Origin of the sequence: Pseudomonas sp. KK4 (genome assembly GCF_001984065.1) — a bacterium.
In the GTDB taxonomy this organism is placed as follows: Bacteria; Pseudomonadota; Gammaproteobacteria; order Pseudomonadales; family Pseudomonadaceae; genus Aquipseudomonas.
The window spans coordinates 1-21,721 of sequence record NZ_LYVP01000045.1 but is presented as its reverse complement, the minus strand read 5'-3'; the positions used below and the strand labels follow the sequence as shown (position 1 = coordinate 21,721).

Here is a 21,721-nt window from a genome sequence, read left to right as displayed (position 1 = left end):
GCACTTTGCGCCAGGGGCAGCGTCCTTAAGTGAACAGCATTACTCAGAACGGCGGGGCATCCTCTTTGAAAACTGCGTTCGCGCAGTCACCCTTGAACAAGTTGCTCAGCCAGCCCGACGATGATGCCTTCCGGCCCGCGAATATAGGCGAGCCGGTAGGATTGCTCGTACTGCATCTGGCCAATCAATTCGGCGGCATGGGCCTGCATATGCGCCACCACTGAATCGAGACCCTCAACGGCAAACATGAGCCGACGCAGCCCCAAGGTGTTGACCGGCGCATCCACAGGGCCGAACCTGATGGCGTCGGGCGTGTGGAATTTGTCCAGCTCGATTCCCTGACCGTCGGGCGTGCGCAGCATGACGATGGTGGACTTGACGTTTTCAAGCCCTATGAGGCGCCCGACAGCGGCCCCCTCGACCGTGGTTTGGCCTTCGAGGGTGAGGCCCAATTCGATGAAGAAGGTTTTCACCGCGTCGAGATCGTCGACGACGATCAGGATGTTGTCCATTCGTTTGAGGGGCATGGGTTTGGTCCCGTCGGGCTGCAATAGGCCGAAGTGATTGTCTTGGGTAAACGAGAGTCTGCCCAGTATATCCAAGCCCCCCAGGACTGCTTGCCAAGGGGGCAACTTCACACTTTACCAACGAGCACCTTCCACATTGCCTGACCAGCGGCGTCTCAGGCCGGTGTCGCCTTCAGGCAGTGCGCAGCGCGGCCCTCCCATTTGGCAATCACCAACGGCGCCAGGGCATTGCCCAGCACGTTCAAGGCGGTTGTCGGCATTTCCATCAACCGGTAGACCCCAGCGATGAACGCGATGCCTTCCAGGGGCAGGCCGGCACTGGCCAGCGTGGCTGACAAAATCACGAACATGAAACCGGGTACGCCGGCAGCCCCCTTGGACGTCAGGACCATGGTGACCACGAGCAGGGCCTGGTCGCCGATGCTCAAATCGATGCCATACAACTGCGCCACGAACAACGTGCCTATGCCCAAAAACAGCGAAGCACCATCCAGGTTGAACGAGTAGCCGACAGGTACGACGAAACTGACCAGCGAGGGCGGTACTCCGTATGTCTCAAGCTTCTTCATCAACTGCGGCATGACCGCTGCCGAACTGGCACTGGAGAAGGCCAGGACCAATTCGTCCTTGATATGGCGCATCAGGGCGAACAGGTTGATGCCGCAGAGTCGCGCCACCAGGTTCAGAACGACCAGTACGAAGAAAGCGATGGCGACATAACTGACCATGATCAGTTTGGCCAATGGCAGCAGAGAACTGAAACCGAAGTTGGCCACCGTCACGGAGATCATTCCGAATACGCCGATAGGTGAGTAGGCCATGATCATCGAGGTGACCTTGAACATCGCTTCCGAGACGCCGCGCAGCAGCGCAATCACCGGTTCCTTGCGTTCGTTGCTCAGCTTCGAGACACCCAGGCCGAACATCACCGCGAAAAACAACACCGAAAGCAGACTGCCCTGCGCCATCGCATTGATCACGTTGTCGGGGATGATTCCGACAATGATTTGCCCCAGGCTATGACCCGCTCCGCTGCTGGTCGGCAGGGTGATCGCGGCTGCCTTGAGGCTCGCCAGATCTGTTCCGGCTCCGGGCTTGAGCAGGTTGCCAATGACCAGCCCGATGATGATTGCCAGGGTGGTGATGCAGAAAAAATAACCCAGCGATTTAATCCCGATGCGGCCAAGGGATTTGCCGTCACCGTGACCGGCGATGCCGACCACCATGCAGGAAAACACAATCGGTACGACGATCATCTTCATCAGCTTGATGAAAATGTCGCCTGCGGGTTGCAGCAGGTTGTCGACCAGCCATGGACGGGATTCGGGAAACCGGTGCAGCAGGGCGCCGATGGCGATGCCGGCGAGCAGGCCGATCATGATTTGCCATACCAGCGCGATACGGGGCTTGTGCATGGGGATGCCTCATTTGATGACAATGATTATGAGTGTTGTTCTAGGCAGTCAATGAGCAGCCGTCCGATGGCTGTCGGATGTCGCGAGCGCTCGTCAGCGCAATCGTTGGCACGCTTGTTCGAGGCGATGGCAGCCTTCTTCGATGACGTCCAGTGAGCTGGCAAAGGACAGTCGGATATAGGGCGACATGCCGTAAGCCGCACCGCTGACGGTGGCCAGTCCGTATTCCTTGAGCAGATGGGCGACCAGCGCCGAATCGGTCTGGAGGGTTTCGCCATTTTCCGTGGTCTTGCCCATCAGTGCGCTGACGTTGGCGAACACATAAAACGCCCCGTCCGGCGGCGTGAAGCGCAACTCGCTGATCGATGCCAACAGTTGCAGCATGCGATCGCGACGCATCTGATAGACCTCGCGCATGTCAGCAATGGGCGCCTGGTCACCCGCGAAAGCGGCCACCGCTGCAGCCTGGCTGATGGAGCTCGGGCAGGTGGTGGTTTGCGACAACAGTTTGCCAATGGCTGCGATGAGCCAGGCAGGGCCTGCGCCGAACCCCAGGCGCCAACCCGTCATGGCATAGCCTTTGGACGCCCCGTTGACGATCAGCGTACGTGCCTTGAGATCCGGTGCGATCCGTGCCAAGGACACATGCCGGGCATCGGCGTAGACGAACTGTTCATAGATTTCGTCGGCCATGATCAGGACGTGTGCGTGCCTGCGCAGCACGGCGGCCAGCGCCAGCAGTTCGGTATCGGTGTAGACGGCGCCGCTGGGGTTGTTCGGGGTGTTGAGAATCACCCACTTGCTGCGCGGTGTAATGGCTTGTTCAAGCGCCTGGGGCGAGAGTTTGAAGCCGTTGCTTTCGTCACCGGGAATGATCACCGGGGTGGCATCGTTCAAGCGAGCGATATCCGGGTAAGACACCCAGTAAGGCGTGTGCACGATCACTTCATCACCCGGATTCAGGGTCGCGGCCAGTGCGTGATAAATGATGTGCTTGCCCCCACACCCGGCGACGACTTCGTCCAGGCCGTAGGTCAGCCCATTGTCACGTTCGAGCTTTTGGCAGATGGCCTGTCGCAGGGCGAGCGTGCCGGTGGTGGCGGTGTAATGCGTGTCACCGCTGTGCATGGCGGCATTGGCCGCTGCAAGGATGTGTGGCGGGGTATCGAAGTCCGGTTCGCCTACAGTGAAGTTGACGATGTCGCGACCCTGAGCGCGTAACTCAGCCACCAGTGCGTTGGCGGCAATGCTCGGTGAAGGCTCGATGCCCAGCACTCGGTCAGACAAAAAGGAAGTGCTCATGTCGTTCTCCTCAATCGGCCAGGCCGGCCTGTTTCAATACCTTGTCCATCCAGCTTTGGCGGACAGCGCCGGTGGCGATTTCCGCTTTCACCTCTTCTTCATGCGCCGCATGTTGCGCGGCGCGGCGCAGAACCTCAGCGGCATCCGACTGGGAGAAGGCCACCAGTCCATCTTCATCGCCCACCAGCAGGTCGCCTGGCTGGATGACCATGCCGCCAATGCTGACCGGCACGTTGATCTCACCCGGGCCGCTTTTATACGGGCCGCAGTGAACGACGCTTCGGGCATAGCATGGGGTGTCGTCGAAACTGGCGACGTCACGAATCGCCCCGTCTATGACGAATCCGACGCAGCCACGTTGTTGGGCGTAGAGCTTGACCAGTTCGCCGATCACAGCGTTGTTGGTATCGCCTTGGGCGTCTACCACCAGGACATGGCCTGGCTGCAGCATGCTCATGGCTTTGTAGATCAGCAGGTTGTCGCCAGGACGGGTTTTGACGGTCAGGGCGGTGCCCACCAGTTTTCCGCTTCGGTTGTAACGCGTAAGGCCGCGCGCACCGATATGGCGACCGAGGTTGTCGCTGATGTGCGGCGTCACCACGTGGGCGAAAGCTTGGAGCACTTCAGCATCGGCCAGCGGAGGATTGGGAAGAATGCGTGAACCTGGCAAGGACATGGCGGATCTCCGTAAGAATGAGGTAGCAGCCGATCAGGGCTGTGGCTCGATCTTAGGAGTGATGAGTAAACAGTTTTAGCGATATTTTATTATGCGTTACCATCGCTTTTTTTCATGTGAAGAAAGCATGATCACTTTCAAGCAAATCGACGCGCTGTACTGGATAGCCGAGCTGGGCAGCTTCGAAGCGGCGGCGAACAAACTCAACATGTCTCAGTCGGCGATTTCCAAGCGCATACAGGAACTCGAAGAAACCTTTGATGTGGAGATTTTCGACCGCAGCAAACGCAACGCTCGGTTGACCGAGAAGGGCAGTGAGCTGCTCGATTACGCCAGGGACTTGCTTGAGCGGCGCGACTATTTGCTGGAGCGCGTCAGTGCCCGTGAAGTCCTGGTGCGACGATTTCGCCTGGGTGTCACCGAACTCACCGCGCTGACCTGGTTACCGGCGCTGGTCGAGGCGATACGACAGGCTTATCCAAAAGTGCAGATCGAGCCTTCGGTGGAGCTCAGCAGCGAGTTGTTTCGCAAACTGGAAAATGACCAGCTCGACTTGATCATTGTGCCGGACGTCTATGACGACGCTCGATTCGTCAGTACGCCACTCCAAAGCGTTGAAAATGCCTGGATGTGTGCGCCAGGTCTGATTGGCGATCCAGACCCTGTGAGCCTCGACGTCCTGGCCGGGTTCACGGTGTTGACCCAGGGTTCACAGTCCGGCACTGGCCTGGTCTATGAGCGATGGCTGGCTTCCCATGACGTGCAATTGCCCAAGACCCTCACCAGCCACAACTTGCTGGTGCAGGTGGGGCTCACTTTGTCAGGGGTAGGGGTCAGCTACCTGCCCAAGGCGTGCCTGTCGCACTTGATCGACAGTGGTGCCTTGCGGGCCCTGGTCACCACGCCTGGGCTGCCGCGAATTCGCTACGCGGTGCTGTACCGTTCTGATCGGCAATTGGGTTTGAACCAGAACGTTGCACAGTTGGCTGTCAGCCACTGCGATTTTTCGACGCTGCTGCTATAGGAGGGCGGCAACCGACCCATGGCCCACTGTTTTGCTAGGCCCGCTGACGATTTCGCTGCTGTTTCACCTTATACATCTCGCGGTCTGCCAGCTTCGTCGCCTCGTCCACGGTCACACTGCCCGGCATCACCGCCACCACCCCGACGCTCGCGCCGGGATAGTGGATATCGCCAAGCCCGTGGCCCAGTTCATAGTTGCCTATGGTCGCTTTGGCCAGGCGATCCTGCAGCAGGTCGGCGGCATGGCGCATGTCTTTTGCCGGCTCTGCGTGTTCGGAAGGTGTGCCCAGGGCGATCACGATGAATTCATCGCCGCCGGTGCGCCCGATGACGTCGCTCGCTCGGAGGCCATGTTGCAGTTGGGTGGCCACACCGCGCAGCAGTTCGTCGCCTGCCTGGTGGCCGCGGGTATCATTGATGAGCTTGAAGCCATCCAGATCGATGACACCCATCAGGATGTACTTGTTCTCCCGCTGGGCCAGGGCGAACAGGCGCACGGCGTCGTTGAGGATGGCGCGGCGGTTGGACAGGCCGGTGAGTGGGTCGGTCAGGGCCAGTTTGGTCAATTCGGCGTTGGCCGTCTGCAGTTGCTCGACGAGCATCCCGCGTTCAAGGGCATAGCTGAGCAACGATGACAGCAGCATCAGCAGGGGCTCCACCTCAGGCGTGCGGGCCACCTGATCCGAGCTGGCGGCACAGACCGTCCCCAGCACTTGGCCGTCCCGGGATCTGATGGGCGCGCTCACGTAGGTTCGGATGCCCAGGGCCGTGGCCGCCTCAGAGTCACCCCAGGTCTGGGCGACGTTATCCGAATACAGGCGATTCTCGTCCAGCGCCCGCTTGCACAGCGTATCTGCCCAAGGCACCACCAGCCCCTCGGGAATCACCATGTCACCGACGTTGCGCGCGAACTCGACACGCTGGACACCCTCGTCGGTATCAATCGTCGTCAGGTAGGTCGACTCCATGCCGGCCACCTGGCTGAGCAGGGTCAGCAAGGGGCGCGTGAGCTGCTCCAGTGTTTGCGCTTTTGGAAGGGTGTCGCAGAGAAAGGAAAGCGTCTGATCCATTGGGGAGCCAATAACTGAAGGGTGCTTCAATTATCGGCTGATGGGGGGATTGCTGAACAGTGAAGGGGTTTTCCCTGCGGGGCTTGCTTGCGATAGTGTGAAACTCATCTCACTGGAGACTTGTTCGAACTGTTCGAGCAGAAAATCCAGTAAGGCGCGCAACCGTGGCGTCAAGACTGTGGCCACTGATCCTGAATCTCATACCACGACGCCTTGGACGCCACCTCGATATGTCGCTGCTTCTGCGACGTAAAAGGCGTGTCCAGGGTACCCAGTGCTACGGATACCCAGTCTGCGTACTCACTCCTGTCTTTCGACCAGAACAACGACGAGCCGCATTGGCTGCAAAACTGACGAAGTACTGACTCGGAGGAGCGGTAGCTCCTGATGTGCTCAGCACCGTGAATGATCTGCAAATCAGTGCGCGGTACGCTGCCATAGCTGGCAAATGCCGCCCCATGGCTTTTGCGACATTGGCTGCAATGGCAATGCGAAAGCGCTTTCGGGCTTGATTTGATTTCGTATCTGACAACGCGGCAGAGGCAGCTGCCTTGGAAAGTGCAGGTCATTGTTGGTACAGCCCGAAAAAAAGACAGGCCAATTTAATCGGTGAGCAGGTGCGCGGACAAACAGAATAAAAACGTCTTCCTCATCTACGCTATTGAGCAAGCATGAAGCTGATAACGAGGCCAGGATGACAATCGGTGTTAGACATGATCTTGCGTATTCACTCCTCCTGTTCGCTCCCATTCTTCTCTACGCAAGCATGGGCGCCGATCCGCTGTACTCAGGTTTCTGGTACCTGCTCGGTGTGCCCGTGGCGGCGCTGGTGCCGGGCTTGATCCTGCGAGCTCCGGCATTGTTTCTCACTGGCACGACAGCGGCAGCGATCGCGAGTCTGTTGGTCTACATGAAAGTCATGCTCAGTCACGCTCGGCCCGAAGGGTTGCTAGTGCTTGGGCACCTGTTTTCCATGCCCGGCATGTTGGTAGGCGCTGGTGTAGCGGCTTGGCTATTGAAGTACCGGGTGAAAGCACGCCTGCCATGGATTGTCGCAGGCGTCGGTTTTCTGGGCGCTGCCCTGGGTTTCTTGCTCGCCCAAATGATTCTGTGCAGCACGATGATGCACTGCGGCGTACTGTCGTTTTGAGTGTGGGTTTATGCAAAGGGGCATGAGGGAACTGACTTCAATGTACAAGAAAAAATTCTGTCATTTCATAGCGCGCGAATGCTATCAAGGGGTCATACATGACCAAAATAAGGCGATTTTGCGCAATAGCTGGTCAGATATAACCATTGTCAAATAGTCAGAGGCGGCCATGTCTTTCATGCATTTACTCTATTCGCCAGCTGAGATCGCCAGGAATGTTGGAGAGAACGCCAAGACACTGCGCCTATCAAAAAACCTCTCTCGCAAGACGCTCGCCGAAAAATCGGGGGTGTCTGAGTCTACCATCAAGCGATTCGAGACCACTGGAGTGGTGACCCTGGAGGCTCTGATCCTCATGGCCACCGCTCTTGATGAACTCACTTGCGTAACCCGGCTCTTCAAGACTGAGCATCCAAATTCAATTGAAGAGCTCAAGAATGCCAAGCGCAAGCGGGGGATGAGGTGATGACGAAAGAGTTGAACGTACCGACGCGCTGACCGTCTCGAGAAGTGCGTAAAGCCCTCGATCCACTCACACCTGATCCATCGCCTCGGTCACCCCCTGATCCTCACCCAAAAACCCACCACTCTGGTGCTGCCAGAGCCGTGCATAGAGGCCGTTCCTGGCGAGCAATTCATTGTGGGTGCCTTGTTCGACGATGCGGCCATCGTCCATGACGATCAGTCGGTCCATCGCTGCGATGGTGGACAGTCGGTGGGCGATGGCGATCACGGTTTTGCCTTGCATCATTTCATCCAGGCTTTCCTGGATGGCCACTTCGACTTCCGAATCCAGCGCGCTGGTGGCTTCGTCGAGCAGCAGGATCGGCGCGTTCTTGAGCATCACTCGGGCGATGGCGATGCGCTGGCGCTGACCGCCCGAGAGCTTGATGCCGCGCTCGCCCACCAGGGTGTCGTAGCCGCTGTGGCCCTGGCGGTCGCTCAGTTGGCTGATGAATTCATCGGCCTGGGCATTGGCCGCGGCGGTGCGTACTTGGGCGTCGGTGGCATCGGGTCGGCCGTAGGCGATGTTGTCGCGGATGGAGCGGTGCAGCAGGGAAGTATCCTGGGTGACCATGCCGATGGCGCTGCGCAGGCTGTCTTGCGTCACGTGGGCGATGTCCTGGCCGTCGACGCGGATCTGCCCGCTGTCGACGTCGTAGAAGCGCAGCAGCAAGTTGATGAGCGTGGATTTACCCGCACCGGAGCGGCCCACCAGGCCGATTTTTTCCCCCGGGCGAATGTTCAGGCTCAGGCCATCGAGCACCTGGCGTTCGCCGTTGTAGTTGAAGCGCACATTGTCGAACGTCACCGCGCCGCCGGAGGTCACCAGCGTGCCGGCGTCCGGCGCATCCTGCACCTTGGGCCCGCGGGTGAGGGTGGACATGCCGTCCTGCACGGTGCCGATGCTTTCGAACAGCGAAGTCATTTGCCACATGATCCAGTGCGACATGCCGTTGATGCGCAATGCCATGGCTGTAATCGCCGCCACGGCACCGGCGCCGACTTCGCCCTGGTGCCACAGCCACAGCGCATAACCGCCGGCGGCCATGATCAGCGCCACCACCAACGCCTGGTTGACGATCTCGAACTGACTGACCAGGCGCATCTGGCGAAAGCCGGTCTGCTTGAAATCCTCCATGGCCGCGCGCGCGAAATGCGCTTCGCGATTGGAATGGGAGAACAGCTTTACGGTGGTGATGTTGGTGTAGGCGTCCGAGATCCGTCCGGTCATCGAGGAGCGCGCATGGGCCTGTTCCTGGCCGACTTTGCCCAGGCGCGGCACGAAGTAGCGCATGGCCAGCGCGAACAGGATGATCCAGGCCACGAACGGCAGCATCAGCTTCAGCGCGAAACCGCCGGCCAGGGCGATGATCGCGATGAAATACACGCCGATGCCGGGGGCGATCTCGATCAGGGTGAACAGCACGTCGCGCACCGCCAGCGCGGTCTGCATCACCTTGGTGGTGACCCGGCCGGAGAACTCGTCGGAAAAGAACGACAGGCTCTGGCGCAACATCAATCGGTGGAAGTCCCAACGCAGGCGCAGCGGTAAATTGATCGCCAATATCTGGTGCTGCACCATCGTGCGCAACGCCACCAGGCCGACGCTGGCCACCATCACAATGGCCATGCCCCACAACACGCGACTTTCCTGCGCCGCCGCTTCACCGCCGGCCTGCCAGGTCGAGAGCAAGTCCACCACCTGACCCAGGAACGAAAACAGCCACGCCTCGTAGATCGACACCGCGGCGCTGAGCAGCGCAAACGCCAGCACATAACCACGGGCACCCCGCGTGCACGCCCACAGGAACCGCGCCAGCCCATCGGGCGGCGGCGGTACCTCGTCGGGCGGGAAGGGGTCGAGTCTTTGTTCAAATACGCGAAGCATGGAGGTCACCGAAACAATCAAGTTACGGGGATTCTGCCATTTAAAGTTTGGTTTGAGGGGGAACGCTGCTTTTGTAGGAGCGAGCTCGCTCGCGAAAAACGAGAGAGCGCCGCGGGGTGTCAGGTGGCCAGCGTTATCGTTGGCGACCATCGCGAGTGAACTCGCTCCTACAGGGTTTGGTGTGTTTTAAACATTGCGGGAGGCGGTGTGTTTAACGGGTGTCAGGAATCTTTCCGGGAAGCTACAAAGCCTTGCGCGGTTGCCTACGCGTACGCCAGAATCCGCCGGCTTGTGCGCCTGGGGTGCGGGTTTTATCGTTTGGCGGTCGCTGGAAACAGCGATCGGGTTTGGTAGCCCGGTTACGCGCTCAGACGCACAGCGCCACCGTTTTTTATGGTGGTCATGCGTAGGGCCCGCTTGCGGGCGCCGGATAGTGCGACCGGTCTACCAACCTGCGTATGGCCGCCACCCTTCGTTTGGTAGCGAGGGTGATGGCTCCTTCAAATTCGCACTAGAGGTTCCACCCATGTTCAAAGTCACACCCAACCCCCCAGACACCGATTCCACATCCCCCTACGAAGCCGATTCAACCAGGCTCAACGACGCCGCCGAGCGTGCCCTCGATTATCACTTCCCCTCAAGCGCCGACATCAAAGCCACGCCCCGCACCCCCAGCACGCTGTTCACCGTGAACCCGCACACCAGAACCGAAGACCTGATGGTGTACCTGGTGGAGACGCTGGCGTCGGTGGATGTGATGGTCCATCAACTGGTGGATCATCTGGAAGGGGGCGATCGCAACGCCTTGCTGGGCATTTCCAGCTGCGTGATGTTGGCCGAGATCACGGCCAATCGGGTGCTGGATCAGATGGATCCGCCCTGAGTCGCACACTACCTATGAGCCGTTGGATACCTGTGTGGTGAGGGAATAAACCCCTCACCACCGTTTGCCATTGCTGACTATCAACCCCCCATCAACGGTGCCAGTGCGGCCTGAATCCTCGCCATCTGTTCGGGTGTTGTCATGTGCGTGAGCAGCCGTGAAAAATGCGGATGCTCCACCCCTGAGACAATGTATTGCCAGCGGTAGGCGCTCAGCACGCAGGCGTTGATGTGCTGCGCTTCATCGGCACTGAACGATCGTGGAACATTGCCGATGAAGTAGTCGGCGTCGGCTGCCGCTTGCGCCTGCACGATCCCATCGACGGCCCCCACCAGTGCAATCAGATCATTCACCGCCTGGTCGCGCTCGGCCGGCGAGAGTTTGGCGTGTTCGGCCTGCCACTCCAGTTCATCGAGCACGACGTGCCGGCTTTCATCCTTCCAGTGGAATTTGAAGACATCCTTGAACAGTGGGCACAAATCCTCCCCCGGGGCGATGCTCTTCTGGTAGTGCGCCTGAACGAACAGCTCGATATGGCAAGTCAGCGCCAACACCGACCAGGTGCTCGCGGCCAATACCGCCCGGGCCACTTCGTTGGGGTCGGCCACTTGACGATACCCCGTGGGCAATTGCTCAGCGAGCATCGCCTCGATGCGCCGGAACAGCTCCTGATGCTTGATCTCGTCGCTGGAAAATTGGACCAGCGCTTCAAAGGCCAACTGATCGTCAAAGACATGGGCCCGGCCCTGATCGAGCATTTTGGCACTGATGAACCGCTCGACCAGGCCAAACAGGTACGCATAGGTTCGCCCCTGAATCTGGCTGAGCAGGCGAGCCTCGGTCGCCCCGAGAAAGCTCAGGCGGTCGACGTGCGACAGGCCGTCGGGCAGGAATTTGCGTGAATGGTCGAAACGGCGATCCTGCAGCAAGTCGCGGTCGATCTGCCATTCGGCTTTTTTCGATGCCTTGACCATTTGCGCGTAACGGTCAGCATTGGCTGACGCTGAGCGTGGAGCGATAACAACGGTGTTCATATGGATCTCCTGCTGCCCTGGTTGAGTTGGAATGGGGCAATTGCGGTTGACGTCGGAGCCAAAGATCTTGGGGGCAAGCCGCTGGGACAGTCTCGATCGCTGATTCCGCACAGGTGCTAATCTAGTGGTCGCAGTTCAGGCGGTGAATGACCGGTACGCCTGAATTCCTGCTCCGGCGTCCGGAAAGAGGGCGGGCCATTGTTGGATGCGCTGTCTGATGTCTTGCGAGTGATTCGACTGTCTGGAGGGGTGTTCCTGGAGGCAGAGCTCACTGCGCCCTGGTGCATCAACGGAAGAATCTCGAGCCAGGACTGCAAACCGTTCATGGAGGCGCCTCGACACGTCATCGCGTCGCATTTTGTCGCGGCGGGGCACATGCAAATACAGGTCGACGGGGGCGCCGCCGTCGATGTGAAGGCCGGCGAACTGGTTCTGCTGCCGCGCAATGACCTGCATGCCTTCGGCAGCGACCTGAGCCTTGCGCCCCTGCTGGCCAGCCAGGTGGTCAAACCGCCGGATGTCGGCGGCATTTCTCGGATCAACTATGGCGGGGGCGGTGAACTCACGCAGTTGTTGTGCGGGTTCCTTGGCACTGAAACCCCTTTCAGTCCGTTGCTGTCGTCGTTGCCACCGTTGTTGATCCTGGACGTTCGTGCGACCGGTTCGGGGGCGTGGATCGAAAGCTCCTTCCGGTTTGCGGTCAGTGAAATCGCAGCGGGGCGCGTCGGCTCGGCGACGGTCATCGCCAAGCTGTCGGAACTGCTGTTCGTCCAGGCCGTCAGCCAGTATGTGGCCAGCCTGCCCGCCGAACGCCGCGGTTGGCTGGCGGGGTTGCGCGACCCGCACATCGGCCGCGCCCTGGCGCTGCTCCATGCGCGTCCCACCGAGGGCTGGACCGCAGAAGCCCTGGCGCTGGAAGTGGGCATGTCGCGCTCGGTGTTCGCCGAGCGGTTCACGACCCTGGTGGGGCAGCCTCCGATGCAATACCTGACCCTCTGGCGCATGCACGTGGCGGCGCAACAGCTGCGCGAAGGGCGCGGCAACGTGGCGCAAATCGGCTTTGCAGTGGGCTACGAATCCGAAGCCGCGTTCAGTCGCGCCTTCAAGCGCCAGTTCGGCACGTCACCTGGCAATTGGCGCAGGCAATCAGCGTGAGCGGTCAAGTGAGCGTGATCGGAATGTAGCCCGGGACGCTCTGCATCCCATGGAACAAGCCCGCGGTAAGATTTCTCGGACGCAAATAAAATGGCCACCCCGGCACTGAATGCCGAGGTGGCCAAGGGGCTTGCGGTCTACCTCACTTCAAGTCGAAACGATCCAGGTTCATCACCTTGGTCCATGCCGCCACGAAGTCCTTCACGAATTTCTCCTTGTTGTCAGGGGTGGCGTAGAACTCCGAGATCGCCCGTAGCTGCGCGTTGGCGCCGAACACCAGGTCCACCCGTGAAGCCGTCCATTTCGGCTGGCCGGTCTTGCGGTCGCGACCTTCGAACTCTTCGTTGGTGTCGGAGGTGGGTTTCCATTCCACGCCCATGTCCAGCAGGTTGGTGAAGAAGTCGGTGGTCAGTTGCCCTTTGCGGTTGGTGAAAACACCGTGGGCGGTTTGCCCGACGTTGGTGTCGAGCACGCGCAGGCCGCCGATCAGCGCGGTCATTTGCGGTGCGGTGAGGGTCAGCAGTTGCGCCTTGTCGATCAGCAGGTGCTCGGCCGACACCTTGTAGCGGGTTTTCAGGTAGTTGCGAAAGCCGTCGGCGATCGGTTCAAGGTGGCCGAACGACTCGACATCGGTCTGCTCCTGGCTCGCGTCCGTACGCCCCGGGCTGAACGGCACGGTGACGGTGTGACCGGCATTTTTCGCCGCCTGTTCGACACCCGCGCTGCCGGCGAGCACGATCAGGTCCGCCAGGGAGATTTTCTTGCCGCCGGCGTTGAATTCCCGCTGGATGCCTTCGAGCTTGGACAGTACGCCGGCCAGCTGATCAGGCTGGTTGACCTTCCAGGATCTCTGCGGTTCCAGACGCAGCCGCCCGCCGTTGGCACCACCGCGTTTGTCGGAGCCACGGAAGGTGGAAGCCGCCGCCCAGGCGGTGGACACCAATTGCGACACGCTCAAGCCGGATGCCAGCACCTTGCTCTTCAGAGCAGCCACATCGCTGTCGTTGACCAGTTCGTGGTCGACCGCCGGGATCGGGTCTTGCCACAGCAACTCTTCAGTGGGGAGTTCCGGGCCGAGGTAGCGCGACAGCGGGCCCATGTCACGGTGCAGCAGTTTGTACCAGGCCCGGGCGAAGGCGTCGGCCAACTGGTCGGGGTTGGCCAGGAAGCGCCGGGAGATCGGCTCGTAGATCGGGTCGAAGCGCAGGGCCAGGTCCGAGGTCAGCATGGTCGGCTCACGGCGTTTATTGGGATCGAAGGCATCCGGAATGGTCCCGGCACCCGCGCCGTTTTTCGGTTTCCACTGGTTGGCGCCGGCCGGGCTCTTGGTCAGCTCCCATTCAAAACCGAAGAGGTTTTCCAGGAAGTCGTTGCTCCATCGGGTCGGCGTGCTGGTCCAGGTCACTTCCAGGCCGCTGGTGATGGTGTCCGGACCTTTACCGGTACCGAACTTGTTCTTCCAGCCCAAGCCTTGCTGTTCGAGGCCAGCGGCTTCCGGTTCCGGCCCGACGTTATCGGCGGGACCGGCGCCGTGGGTCTTGCCGAAGGCGTGGCCACCGGCGATCAGCGCCACGGTTTCTTCGTCATTCATCGCCATGCGGGCGAAGGTTTCGCGGATGTCCAGGCCCGACTTGACCGGGTCAGGCTCACCTTCAGGGCCTTCGGGGTTGACGTAGATCAGGCCCATCTGCACCGCGGCCAGAGGCGTTTCCAGGTTGCGACCGTGTTGGGTACGGCTGTCCTCGTTTTTTCCGGGCTCGGCCACCAGGGGCCCGTCGCCAGGGTTTTGCACGGGTTTGTTGTCGTCGTCGCTGTCACTGGCGTAGCGGGTGTCGCCGCCCAGCCATTTGGTTTCCGAACCCCAATACACGTCCTCATCCGGTTCCCAGACATCCGGGCGGCCGCCGGAGAAGCCGAAGGTCTTGAAGCCCATGGTCTCCAGGGCGACGTTGCCGGTGAGTACGATCAGGTCGGCCCAGGACAGGTTGCGCCCGTACTTCTGCTTGATCGGCCACAGCAGGCGCCGGGCCTTGTCGAGGCTGACGTTGTCCGGCCAGCTGTTGAGGGGGGCGAAGCGCTGCTGGCCGGAGCCGGCGCCACCCCGTCCGTCGGCGGTGCGGTAGGTGCCGGCGGCGTGCCAGGACATGCGCACGAACAGCGGGCCATAGTGGCCGAAGTCGGCGGGCCACCAGTCTTGCGAATCTGTCATCAGCGCCGCCAGGTCGCGTTTGACGGCGGCAAAGTCCAGGCTCTTGAACGCTTCGGCGTAGTTGAAGCCTTCACCCATGGGGTCGGACAGGGGCGAGTGCTGGTGCAGGATGTTCAGGTTCAGTTGGTTCGGCCACCAGTCGCGGTTCCTGGTGCCACCGCCGGCGGCGTGATTGAACGGGCATTTCGATTCGTTTGCCATGTGTGAGCTACCCTCGGTCGAGTTCATTGCGCTTCCCGGCCCGGTGCGGGCCTGGAATAGAAGCGAGCGAAATCCATGACTCAGGCTGCCAGCCCCGCGAGCGTCGGGGGCGTCTGGGCATCGCAGACAGCGGCAATCAAGTTGCCACCATGCCTAGTCAGTTTTCTGACTCATTCTTATCTTCACATCAGCTCTGTGCCGGCCGTTTGCACCGGCACCGGGTAAGGCTAGACCGCTATCGGCAAGTCAGCTAATAGCCGCAGTATTGCTAGCCGATAGGCGCAGTCTTTCAAGTCGACGCAGAGTTATGTCGGTGCCTGTCAGCGATGTGCCACAATCATTGAGGTCACCGCAGCATTATCAGGCGAACTCAATGGACGGCCCAGGATTTCGGTACGAGCAGGAACGCTTCATCGCCCAACAGGTGCGAACTGACCGATTGCATCAACTGTTTCGTCAATCGGTCAGCGCTGTATTTGGCAGCTTCCTGGCGCAGGTCATGCTGTGCTGGCTGTGCTGGGAGCGGTTCGATCATCAGATCGTTGCGTGGTGGGTCGCGCTGCTGACGGCCTCGACCCTGATTCGCATCCTGATGTTCGTGGCGTATTTTCGCAGCCCGCCAGCGGCGCGCACCCATCAGCGCTGGGAACGTGTCTATTTCGGCACGTTGGTGCTGTCCGCCGGGATCTGGGGCGGCGGCGCGCTGGCGGTCATTCCGGCTGACGATCTGCTGGCCCAGGCGCTGGTGATGCTGTTTACCGTGGGCATGTCGGTCAGCGCGGTGTCCTGCTATTCGGCTTATCGCTACATGACGGTGGTGTCCATCGCCCTGGTGTTGTTGCCCAGTACGTTCTGGCTGCTGGTTCAGCCGTCGACCCTGCAACTGGGCATGGGCGTGGCGGTGCTGGTCTTTGCCTCCTTCGTGTGTAATGCCACCCGCAAGCTGTCCGATGCGCTGGAAACCGCTTTTCGTCTGACCCGTGAAATGGAACTGGCCCACAGCATTTCCACCCGTGCCGCACAGACCGATGAACTGACCGGGCTCAGGAATCGCCGGGCGTTCTACGAACAGGCGCAGCGCCTGTACAACCATTGCCAGAACTACCAGTTGCCGCTGTGCGCGGTAATGCTGGACATGGACCATTTCAAACACATCAACGACACCTACGGCCATCAGGTCGGCGACCAGGTGTTGCGGCAGATGGGCGTGGTGATCTGCCGGTCGTTTCGCGAAACCGATGTGTACGGTCGCTTGGGCGGCGAGGAATTTGCGGTGCTGCTGCCGGATACGTCCCTTGAGGCGGCGCAGCACATTGCCGAGGATCTGGTGCAGTCGATCTCTGGGCTGATGACGGGGCCGGTTCACTGCATCACGGCCAGTGTCGGGGTGGCGTCGATGGAGTCGAGCGTCAAGGACTTGCACAGCCTGATGAGCAACGCCGACAAGGCGCTGTATCGGGCCAAGGCGCGGGGGCGCAATCAGGTGGCGGTGTCCGAGTAGGCAAAAAACCTGCGACAGCCATCGAGTCGACCACTGGTCGAGGTGCTATTGATCTATAGAGCCAATATGTCTAGTTTTGAATCTATGGATTCAGAAAAAGGTATCGGCATGTCGGTCGCGCTGCAAACCCAGGGCTTCACTAAAAACCAGTGCGTGACCGGGCTGCGTGCCGCTGTCGGCGTTCTCGAGAAATGGAACGCGAGCAGCGATCAGGCCTGTCGCATCCTGCGCATATCCCGCAGCACCTACACCCGCGCCCGCCAGCGCGATCAGGACTGGGCGGTGGCCCTGGACGCGGACCAGATGCAGCGCATCAGTTTCGTGCTGAACATCCACGCCACCCTGCGCCTGATCTTCGATAACCCGCAAAACGTCTACGGCTTCGTGGCGATGGCCAACGACAACGAGTTTTTCAACGGCCGAAGCCCGCTGGAGATCATGGCCCAGGGCGACATGATTTCGCTGTACGAGACGTTCCGGCGCATCGATGCGTTGCGGGGCGGGCAATGGTGAAGCCGGCCGGGTTGCCCGTGTTTGCAGGCGAATCTTTGCAGGCCTATCGGCTGGTCAATTCGAAATTCCCACCAATCGCAATCTTCGATGACGTGGCCGACGCCGACGAATTCGATGTGCTGTACGAGATCCAGGCGCTGACCAATCCGCGGCTGAAAAACGAGGTGGGGCACCTTGAGTTGATCCCTCGCAGCGAGATTCCGTTCGGCATTACTGGCTGTTCCTACGCGACGGCGCCCTTTACCCACGTCAACCCGGCAGGCTCGCGCTTCAGTGACGGCAGCTTTGGCGTGCTGTACCTGGCGGACACCATGGAAACGGCCTTGGCCGAGGTCCAGCATCATCAGGCGCTGTACTGGTCGAAGGTGCGCGAGCTGCACTACGAGCGGTTTGTGTTCCGAGGGCTGTCCTGCTCGTTCGTGGACAAGGCGATGCAGGATGCGACGGGCATTGCAATGAGCGATCCGATCTACGCCCCCGGCGACTACACCGATTCCCGGCGGTTCGGCAAAGCCCTCAAGCGTGCCGGCAGCCCGGGCCTGCGCTACCACTCCGTGCGCATGCCCGGCAGCCATTGCTGGGCCCTGATGACCCCCAGGCCCGTGCTGTCGATCGTGCAGACCGCCCATTACGAAATGATCTGGAACCGGCAGATCACCAGCGTCAATCAGATCAGCGAGACCTGACCGAAGTTGAATCTTTGGTGCAATGGGGGCCTGTGGTCCCACAGAAATTTGTGCTCTGGGGATTTATCTGTGGTGAAGGCATGCCTTCACCACACCTGACCACTGCCCATCAAAAAAGCACGTTCAGGCTTTCACCCAACGTTGCCGGCTCCAGCTGCTCAATGAATCGACGGCAAACACCAGCACCAGCATCGCCAGAATGATGCTGCTGGCCCGGGCTTCCTGGAACAGGCTGAGGCTCACATACAGCATCTGCCCCAAACCGCCGGCACCGACGAAGCCGAGCACGCTGGCCATGCGGATATTGTTTTCCCAGCGGTACAAAACGTAGGCCAGCAGTTGCGGCAACAGGTTGGGCAGGGTGCCATAGCAGAAGGCCCACAGGGTGCTGCTGCCCTGCAGGCGCAGAGCTTGGGCCGGTTGTGGCGGGGTGTTTTCCAGGGCTTCGGCGAACAGCCGGCCGAGCACCCCGGTGGTGTGCAGGGCCAGTGCCAGGGTGCCGGCGTTCGGGCCGAGGCCGGCGGCCAGTACCATCAGCGCCGCCCACACCAGTTCCGGCACCGCCCGCAGCGCATTGAGCAGCAACCGCGACAGGCTCTTGAGCGGCCAGCCGAAGCGCCCGGCCGCCGGCAGTGCCAGGATCAGCCCGAACACCGCCGCGAGCAAGGTGCCCAGGGCCGACATCGCGATGGTTTCCAGCGCGCCATGGGCGATGGCCTGCAAGTGAGGTTCACTCAGGTCAGGGCTGAGAAAGCGTTGCGCATAGGCGCCCATCTGTTTGAGGTTGTCACTGCCGGCCAGGGCGCCGAGGTCGATGCTCAGATAAGCGAAAGACGCCACCACCGCGACAACGATGCCCAGCAACAGCGCCAGATTGATCAGGCGATTCATCCCAGCCTCCAGCGCAACAGGCGACTGAGCTGATCGGCAAACAACACCAGCAGCAGGAAAGTCAGCAACAGGCTGGCCACTTCACCGCCGGCGAACATGCGCAGCGACAGGTCCATCTGCTGGCCCAGGCCGCCGGCGCCGACGAAGCCCATCACCACCGAGGCGCGGATCGCGCATTCCCAGCGGTACACCGTGTATGACAGCAATTCGGCGGCGACATTGGGCAGGATGCCGTAGCAGAACGCCGCCAGCCGACCGCTGCCCGCTTGCAGCAGGGCATGGGCCGGGCGTTGGTCCACCGATTCGAAAATCTCCGCATAGACCTTGCCCAGCATGCCGCTGTAGGTGATGGCGATGGCCAGCACCCCGGCGGTTGGGCCCAGGCCGACGGCGCGCACGAACAGCAGGGCCCAGACGATTTCCGGCACGCTGCGCAGGAAAATCAACAGCCCGCGCACCGGCCAGCGCAACAGCCGCCCCAAGACGCTGGGGCGGCCGGAAAGCGACGCCGCCGACAGCGACAACGCGCGGCTGGCCAGCAGACTGGCAGGCACCGCCAACAACAGCGCCAGGGCCATGCCGGCCGTGGCGATGGCCAGGGTTTGCAGGGTGGACTGCCACAGCAGCGGCAGGAAGTCGTCGCCATAGGCCGGGGGCCAGAAGGTCGAAACGAAACGACCGATTTCGCTCTGGCTGTCGCTGCGCAGCAGCACGCCCAGGTCCAGTTCGCTGAAGCGTATGCCAGGCCACAGCAAGGCGATGGCCAGCAGGCTGAGCAGCAGGCGAGGGCCGGTGGCCGGGTCTCGGGAATCGCGGCTCAGCATCGTGGAATCTGCACACTCAAGGGGGGCTGGGGCGCTGGCGGGGATTGCAGTTGCTCATTGGCGTAGAGCCGGTCGAGCAGGTCATGATCGACGTCGCTGGAGGGCAGGTCGAACAGGATCTGCCCGTCGCGCAGGCCGATGACCCGGGAAAAATGCGCCAGGGCCAGCTCCACCGCATGCAGGCTGGCCACCAGGGTGACGCTGTGTTCCCGGGCATGGCGACACAGCACCGACAGGGTGTGCCCGGCGAGCACCGGGTCCATGGCCGACACCGGTTCATCGGCCAGCAAGACCTCGGGTGCCTGATACAGCACTCGGGCCACGCCGACCCGCTGCAACTGGCCGCCGGACAGTTGCTGGCACTGGGCGAACAACTTGTCGCCCAGGTCCAGCCGGGCCAGGGCCGCCCGTGCCCCCGGGATGTCCACCGGGTGCAACAGGTTCAGCAGGCTCTTGCCCAGGCTCCACTGACCCAACTTGCCGGCCAGCACCGCGGTGATCACCCGCTGGCGTGGCGGCAATGGCGGCGCCTGGTGCACCAGACCGATCCGCGCGCGCAGGCGCTGACGCTGGCGGGCCGACAGCGTCCAGGCGTGCTCGCCCAGCAAGCGCACATCGCCGCTGCCGGGACGCAGGGCGGTGGCCAGCAGATTGAGCAGGCTCGACTTGCCGGCGCCGGACGGGCCGATGATCGCGACCTGTTCGCCGGCCGCGATGTGCAGGTTTACGTCACGCAGCGCCTGAACCCCGTTGCCGTGGGTCAGGCTGACGCCGGTCAACTTCAAGGTCATTTGAGCAGGTCGGCGGCGCGGGCGGCTTCTTCGATGCCTTTGTAATTGTCCGGGCTGGTTTCGATGAAACGGCTGGCAGCCTGCAGATCGAGGATTTCCTTGTCCGCCGGTTTCGCCGGGTCAAGCGCCAGGAAGGCGGCCTTGATCTTGTTCGCCAGCGCTGGATCGAGGGTGCCGCGCACGGTCCAGTTGTAATCGAAGTAGGCCGGGGTGGTGGCGAATACCTTGACCTTGTTGGTGTCGACCTTGCCGGCGGCCACCAGTTTTTCCCAGACGCTGGCGTTGAGCACCCCGGCGTCGACCTTGCCGGCCTGGACCCAGGCCACGGTGGCGTCATGGGCGCCGGAATAGCCGACGCGGCTGAAGTAGGTCTCCGGCTTGATCCCGTCCTTGAGCATGAAGTAGCGCGGCATCAGGCTGCCCGAGGTGGAAGACACCGAGCCGAAGGCGAAGGACTTGCCCTTGAGGTCGGCCAGGGATTTGACGTTGGGGTCGGCGGTGATGAATTTGCTGGTGAACTGGGCGTCCTGTTCACGCTGGACCAGGGGAATCGCATTGCCGGTCTTCAGGCGAGCCTGGACGAAAGTGAAACCGCCGAGCCAGGCCATGTCGATACGGTCGGTGGCCAGCGCCTCGACCACCGCCGGGTAATCACTGACCGGCACGAACTCGACCTTCATCCCCAGTTGCTGCTCGAGGTACGCGCCCAGCGGCTTGAATTTGCGCAGCAGTTCGGTAGGGGCCTCATCGGGAATCGCGCTGACCTTGAGGGTCTCGGCGGCCTGGGTAAGCAGGGTGCAGGCCGACAAGGTCAGGCCGATGGCCAATGCCAGGGTTCGCTTGAGCATTAAAGTTCTCCGTTTTGTTGCGCAAGGGGTGCGATGTAGTGAGAGGGTAGCCGAAATGGTGGTGTGAAGCTTGCTCGGGAACAGGCGGGCGGCTTCAACATCGATGTTGTCAGACACACCGCCTTCGCGAGCAAGCCCGCTCCCACACTGGATCTCCGGTGGAGGCAAATTCCGCCAACACCCCAATCAATTGTTGTAGCTGGCCTGCCAGCGATAGGGCCGGCACAGCCAGCATCACCTGTGCCTGACCCACCGCCATCGCGAGCAGGCTCGCTCCCACACTGGATCTCCAGCGGAGGCAAATTCCGCCTACACCTCAATCAATTGTGGGAGCTGGCCTGCCAGCGATAGGGCCGGCACAGCCAGCATCACCTGTGCCTGACCCACCGCCATCGCGAGCAAGCCCGCTCCCACAGTGGATCTCCAGTGGACGCACATTCCGCCTACACCCCAATCAATTGTGGGAGCTGGCCTGCCAGCGATGAGGGCGGCACAGCCAGCATCACCTATACCTGACACACCGCCATCGCGAGCAGGCTCGCTCCCACACTGGATCTCCAGTGGACGCAAATTCCGCCTACACCCCAATCAACTGTGGGAGCGGGCTTGCTCGCGAAGGGGCCGGCCTGT

The 21,721-nt window shown here is 61.3% G+C and carries 21 protein-coding genes; 8 read left to right on the top strand and 13 right to left on the bottom strand.

Going from position 1 to position 21,721, the window contains the following annotated elements:
• Positions 1-86 precede the first annotated feature (86 nt).
• The 4 genes from B0W55_RS16375 to B0W55_RS16360 form a co-directional block, all read right to left on the bottom strand.
• A complete protein-coding gene (locus tag B0W55_RS16375; RefSeq protein WP_077047004.1) occupies positions 87-527 on the bottom strand; it encodes a VOC family protein in 441 nt (146 codons plus the stop codon).
• A 155-nt stretch (positions 528-682) separates the two neighbouring features.
• Positions 683-1,942: a cation:dicarboxylate symporter family transporter gene (locus B0W55_RS16370; protein WP_077046975.1), complete on the bottom strand. Its 1,260-nt coding sequence runs from the start codon at positions 1,940-1,942 to the stop codon at positions 683-685.
• A gap of 93 nt (positions 1,943-2,035) precedes the next feature.
• Entirely contained in the window at positions 2,036-3,244 is a 1,209-nt protein-coding gene (locus tag B0W55_RS16365; RefSeq protein ID WP_077046974.1) for a pyridoxal phosphate-dependent aminotransferase, read from the bottom strand.
• A 10-nt stretch (positions 3,245-3,254) separates the two neighbouring features.
• Positions 3,255-3,920 (bottom strand): RraA family protein, encoded by a 666-nt coding sequence (locus B0W55_RS16360; RefSeq protein WP_077046973.1) that lies wholly within the window; start codon positions 3,918-3,920, stop codon positions 3,255-3,257.
• Positions 3,921-4,047: 127 nt separating this feature from the next.
• Here B0W55_RS16360 and B0W55_RS16355 point away from each other — a divergent pair, with 127 nt between their 5' ends.
• Positions 4,048-4,944, top strand: coding sequence for a LysR family transcriptional regulator (locus B0W55_RS16355; protein ID WP_077047003.1), 897 nt, complete (start codon positions 4,048-4,050; stop codon positions 4,942-4,944).
• Between the two features lie 34 nt (positions 4,945-4,978).
• Here the strand turns inward: B0W55_RS16355 and B0W55_RS16350 are convergent, their stop codons facing one another.
• Together B0W55_RS16350 and B0W55_RS16345 are read right to left on the bottom strand one after the other, a co-directional pair.
• Positions 4,979-6,013, bottom strand: a complete 1,035-nt coding sequence (locus B0W55_RS16350; RefSeq protein WP_077046972.1) for a sensor domain-containing diguanylate cyclase — start codon at positions 6,011-6,013, stop codon at positions 4,979-4,981.
• Between the two features lie 170 nt (positions 6,014-6,183).
• Positions 6,184-6,582, bottom strand: coding sequence for a GFA family protein (locus B0W55_RS16345; RefSeq protein ID WP_077046971.1), 399 nt, complete (start codon positions 6,580-6,582; stop codon positions 6,184-6,186).
• 125 nt (positions 6,583-6,707) lie between these two features.
• Between B0W55_RS16345 and B0W55_RS16340 the strand changes: the two genes are divergently transcribed.
• Both B0W55_RS16340 and B0W55_RS16335 read left to right on the top strand, forming a co-directional pair.
• Positions 6,708-7,163 carry a hypothetical protein gene (locus B0W55_RS16340; protein WP_077046970.1) on the top strand — a complete coding sequence of 152 codons (456 nt, stop codon included), beginning with the start codon at positions 6,708-6,710 and terminating at the stop codon, positions 7,161-7,163.
• 169 nt (positions 7,164-7,332) lie between these two features.
• Positions 7,333-7,629, top strand: coding sequence for a helix-turn-helix transcriptional regulator (locus B0W55_RS16335; protein WP_077046969.1), 297 nt, complete (start codon positions 7,333-7,335; stop codon positions 7,627-7,629).
• A gap of 66 nt (positions 7,630-7,695) precedes the next feature.
• On the opposite strand, the gene B0W55_RS16330 is transcribed toward B0W55_RS16335, so the two are convergent.
• Positions 7,696-9,555: an ABC transporter ATP-binding protein gene (locus B0W55_RS16330; protein WP_077047002.1), complete on the bottom strand. Its 1,860-nt coding sequence runs from the start codon at positions 9,553-9,555 to the stop codon at positions 7,696-7,698.
• 526 nt (positions 9,556-10,081) lie between these two features.
• On the opposite strand from B0W55_RS16330, the gene B0W55_RS16325 reads away from it, so the two are divergent.
• Positions 10,082-10,438, top strand: a complete 357-nt coding sequence (locus B0W55_RS16325) for a DUF6124 family protein (RefSeq protein ID WP_077046968.1) — start codon at positions 10,082-10,084, stop codon at positions 10,436-10,438.
• Positions 10,439-10,518: 80 nt separating this feature from the next.
• Here the strand turns inward: B0W55_RS16325 and B0W55_RS16320 are convergent, their stop codons facing one another.
• A complete protein-coding gene (locus B0W55_RS16320; protein WP_077046967.1) occupies positions 10,519-11,472 on the bottom strand; it encodes a diiron oxygenase in 954 nt (317 codons plus the stop codon).
• A 198-nt stretch (positions 11,473-11,670) separates the two neighbouring features.
• On the opposite strand from B0W55_RS16320, the gene B0W55_RS16315 reads away from it, so the two are divergent.
• Positions 11,671-12,627, top strand: a complete 957-nt coding sequence (locus B0W55_RS16315; RefSeq protein WP_077046966.1) for an AraC family transcriptional regulator — start codon at positions 11,671-11,673, stop codon at positions 12,625-12,627.
• A 142-nt stretch (positions 12,628-12,769) separates the two neighbouring features.
• On the opposite strand, the gene katG is transcribed toward B0W55_RS16315, so the two are convergent.
• Positions 12,770-15,037: a catalase/peroxidase HPI gene (katG, locus tag B0W55_RS16310; RefSeq protein WP_077046965.1), complete on the bottom strand. Its 2,268-nt coding sequence runs from the start codon at positions 15,035-15,037 to the stop codon at positions 12,770-12,772.
• 373 nt (positions 15,038-15,410) lie between these two features.
• On the opposite strand from katG, the gene B0W55_RS16305 reads away from it, so the two are divergent.
• The 3 genes from B0W55_RS16305 to B0W55_RS16295 all read left to right on the top strand — a co-directional run bounded on the left by B0W55_RS16305 (position 15,411) and on the right by B0W55_RS16295 (position 17,737).
• Positions 15,411-16,538 (top strand): diguanylate cyclase, encoded by a 1,128-nt coding sequence (locus tag B0W55_RS16305; RefSeq protein ID WP_077046964.1) that lies wholly within the window; start codon positions 15,411-15,413, stop codon positions 16,536-16,538.
• Positions 16,539-16,646: 108 nt separating this feature from the next.
• On the top strand, positions 16,647-17,051 hold the full coding sequence (locus B0W55_RS16300) for an antitoxin Xre-like helix-turn-helix domain-containing protein (RefSeq protein WP_077047001.1): 405 nt from the start codon (positions 16,647-16,649) through the stop codon (positions 17,049-17,051).
• Positions 17,045-17,737 carry an RES family NAD+ phosphorylase gene (locus B0W55_RS16295; protein ID WP_077046963.1) on the top strand — a complete coding sequence of 231 codons (693 nt, stop codon included), beginning with the start codon at positions 17,045-17,047 and terminating at the stop codon, positions 17,735-17,737. Before B0W55_RS16300 ends, B0W55_RS16295 begins: the two co-directional genes overlap by 7 nt.
• Positions 17,738-17,860: 123 nt before the next feature.
• Here the strand turns inward: B0W55_RS16295 and phnE are convergent, their stop codons facing one another.
• From phnE to B0W55_RS16275, 4 genes are read right to left on the bottom strand one after another with little or no spacing between them, the layout of a single operon-like run.
• Positions 17,861-18,628, bottom strand: a complete 768-nt coding sequence (gene phnE / locus B0W55_RS16290; RefSeq protein ID WP_077046962.1) for a phosphonate ABC transporter, permease protein PhnE — start codon at positions 18,626-18,628, stop codon at positions 17,861-17,863.
• A complete protein-coding gene (locus tag B0W55_RS16285) occupies positions 18,625-19,452 on the bottom strand; it encodes an ABC transporter permease (RefSeq protein WP_077046961.1) in 828 nt (275 codons plus the stop codon). Before B0W55_RS16285 ends, phnE begins: the two co-directional genes overlap by 4 nt.
• Positions 19,446-20,243 carry a phosphonate ABC transporter ATP-binding protein gene (locus B0W55_RS16280; RefSeq protein ID WP_077046960.1) on the bottom strand — a complete coding sequence of 266 codons (798 nt, stop codon included), beginning with the start codon at positions 20,241-20,243 and terminating at the stop codon, positions 19,446-19,448. The genes B0W55_RS16285 and B0W55_RS16280 overlap by 7 nt, the downstream gene beginning before the upstream one ends.
• Positions 20,240-21,091 (bottom strand): putative selenate ABC transporter substrate-binding protein, encoded by an 852-nt coding sequence (locus B0W55_RS16275; RefSeq protein WP_077046959.1) that lies wholly within the window; start codon positions 21,089-21,091, stop codon positions 20,240-20,242. Before B0W55_RS16275 ends, B0W55_RS16280 begins: the two co-directional genes overlap by 4 nt.
• Between the last annotated feature and the right edge of the window lie 630 nt (positions 21,092-21,721).